Below are 1,988 nucleotides of genomic sequence, written 5' to 3' on the forward strand. Positions count from 1 at the left end.
GAAATACACTGAGACGTTTGTGGAACTGCTTACCATTACAATAACCGATGCCTAGCAGATTGCCCATCTCCATACGACGTGCAGCAGCCTGCGGATGCACAATAAGTCCTGCCGCGATCAGGTCCTCCCAATCGATCAGGCTCGGAGCACCTTCGTATGAAGTATGTACGCGCGCCAACGCATGACGGATCGCCTCGGGTGAGGCATTCTCCACCCCAATGTCCCCTTTGCGCGTTGCATCGGCTTCCGGAATGAAGGCATGTTTGCAGCCAGGGACCTTGTTCGCAATAATTTTACGAATGCGTTCGCCAGCATGATCCGGATCTGTCAGTACAATGACTCCCCGTCTCTCCTGAGCAAGCGCAATCCGCTTCAGAATGCGTTGGTTGATGGCTGATCCACCTAGCCCTGCTCGTGAAGCTTCAACATAAGGATTTATACCTTTAATATTCATATGCCGTTCGCGGCCCACATATCCATGTGCACCTGCACCCAGACCGTAGTAGTCCTCATTACGCCAGTAGGTAATATTGTGACGACTCTCGAAGCCCGGCTTGGCAAAGTTACTGATCTCGTATTGTCCATAGCCCGCTTCTTTCATACGTCTCATTAATAGAAGATACATCTCCAGCTCATCATCTTCATGAGGAAGTGGTAACTGGTTCTTCTGATACAGGGTATGGAAAAGTGTATTCTCTTCCACTTTCAGGCTGTAGATGGAGTAATGCGGCAGATCCAGTTCCAGCGCTTTGTCGATACTCTCATTCAACATTTCTACGGTCTGGTTTGGCAAACCAAACATCAGGTCCGAAATGGCGCAGCTTCTGGAAGATACCGCCAAGTTCGTGCGCGAGAATTGGCCCGTGGACGATCGCGACGACAGTTTCGAGATGATGTACAAGCGCACCGACCTCGGGGACTTCGTCATCGTCGATTATCGCCCCTAGGCGCCGGGCCGGGGCCGGGCGATCTCCTCGCCCGGCCATTCGGGAACTCGGGCGCTCGCCCGATCCCGAGCTAGCGCTTCGCTCCCGTCTTCCGGTCGAGGAAGTCGAGGATCGTGTTCCACAGGTGCACGCTGATGCCGGGGCCGCCGACCTTGTGGGTGTGGCCCGGGTAGAACATCATCTCGAACGGCACTTCCGCCCTTTGCAGCGTCGCCGCCAGCGCGGTGCTGTTCTCGAACACGACATTGTCGTCGGCCATGCCGTACTCAGGATGCTGAGGAACGTCGTGTAGCAGGTACATTGCTTGCAGGTTATGGAGAACGTATTGTTCGTCTGGACAAATTCCCGGTAGATATCGCTCCGGAAAGTCATCAAATTTTGATCTCCCACAACGATAAACCAGGTATTATCGGACGTGTAGGAACCCTGCTTGGACAAAACGATGTCAACATCGCATCCATGCAGGTTGGACGTAAAATTATTGGTGGTGCAGCGATCATGATTCTGACCGTAGATAAAGCTGTTCCAAAAGATGTTCTTGTGCAGCTTGCTGCGTTGCCTGAAATCAATACTGCTGTTGAAATTGTTCTGGAATAATTAAACTTATTTCTATATGTAAAAGGAAAGACGGGACCCTCGTGGTTCCCGTCTTTTTTCACGCTCGCCTTTATCACCGGATTTCCCCCTTGAGAAAGGGATCAGAAAAATCCGGGGATAACAGCGATCGGAAGGTTATTCTGCATTCGGAGTGGCCCCGCGTGAAGAGGGGAATTGGACGTATACTTTACATCTCCTGAAAGAAGGTGAGCCCATGGCACTGTCCACTGCGGCAGATCTCGTTAAAGCACCTCTGTTATATAAAGGAAAAGTACGTGAATTGTACGATCTGGGTGAACATTTTCTAATCGTGGTTACCGACCGAATCTCGGCATTTGATTACGTGCTGGACCCGGCAGTTCCCGAGAAAGGAAACGTACTGAACAAACTAAGCAGCTTCTGGTTTGAACTGACAGGTGACATGATGGAGAACCACGTCGTTCA

At 51.3% G+C, this 1,988-nt stretch carries 5 protein-coding genes; 3 read left to right on the forward strand and 2 right to left on the reverse strand.

Annotation, left to right across the window (positions count from 1 at the left end):
• A partial coding sequence (rnmV, locus tag ACS72_RS16815; RefSeq protein WP_212771729.1) for a ribonuclease M5 occupies positions 1–610 on the reverse strand: 610 nt, incomplete at its 3' end.
• 202 nt (positions 611–812) lie between these two features.
• Here rnmV and ACS72_RS18960 point away from each other — a divergent pair.
• Positions 813–947, forward strand: a complete 135-nt coding sequence (locus tag ACS72_RS18960; protein ID WP_283936061.1) for a hypothetical protein — start codon at positions 813–815, stop codon at positions 945–947.
• A 70-nt stretch (positions 948–1,017) separates the two neighbouring features.
• Here the strand turns inward: ACS72_RS18960 and ACS72_RS16820 are convergent, their stop codons facing one another.
• The gene (locus ACS72_RS16820) at positions 1,018–1,206 is read right to left on the reverse strand and encodes a prolyl oligopeptidase family serine peptidase (protein WP_212771730.1); all 189 of its coding nucleotides are present in this window, start codon (positions 1,204–1,206) and stop codon (positions 1,018–1,020) included.
• 41 nt (positions 1,207–1,247) lie between these two features.
• Here ACS72_RS16820 and ACS72_RS16825 point away from each other — a divergent pair, with 41 nt between their 5' ends.
• Complete coding sequence (locus ACS72_RS16825; RefSeq protein WP_048882818.1) at positions 1,248–1,544, forward strand: ACT domain-containing protein; 297 nt, start codon at positions 1,248–1,250, stop codon at positions 1,542–1,544.
• 214 nt (positions 1,545–1,758) lie between these two features.
• On the forward strand, positions 1,759–1,988 hold a 230-nt coding region (locus ACS72_RS16830), incomplete at its 3' end, for a phosphoribosylaminoimidazolesuccinocarboxamide synthase (protein WP_048882819.1).

Source organism: Acinetobacter sp. VT 511, assembly GCF_001077515.1.
Lineage (GTDB): Bacteria > Pseudomonadota > Gammaproteobacteria > Pseudomonadales > Moraxellaceae > Acinetobacter > Acinetobacter schindleri.

Excerpts from the sequence above, each read along its gene's own strand:
- ACS72_RS18960 (WP_283936061.1), top strand. The coding sequence starts at position 813 with ATGGCGCAGCTTCTGGAAGATACCGCCAAGTTCGTGCGCGAGAATTGG.
- ACS72_RS16820 (WP_212771730.1), bottom strand. The coding sequence starts at position 1,206 with ATGGCCGACGACAATGTCGTGTTCGAGAACAGCACCGCGCTGGCGGCG.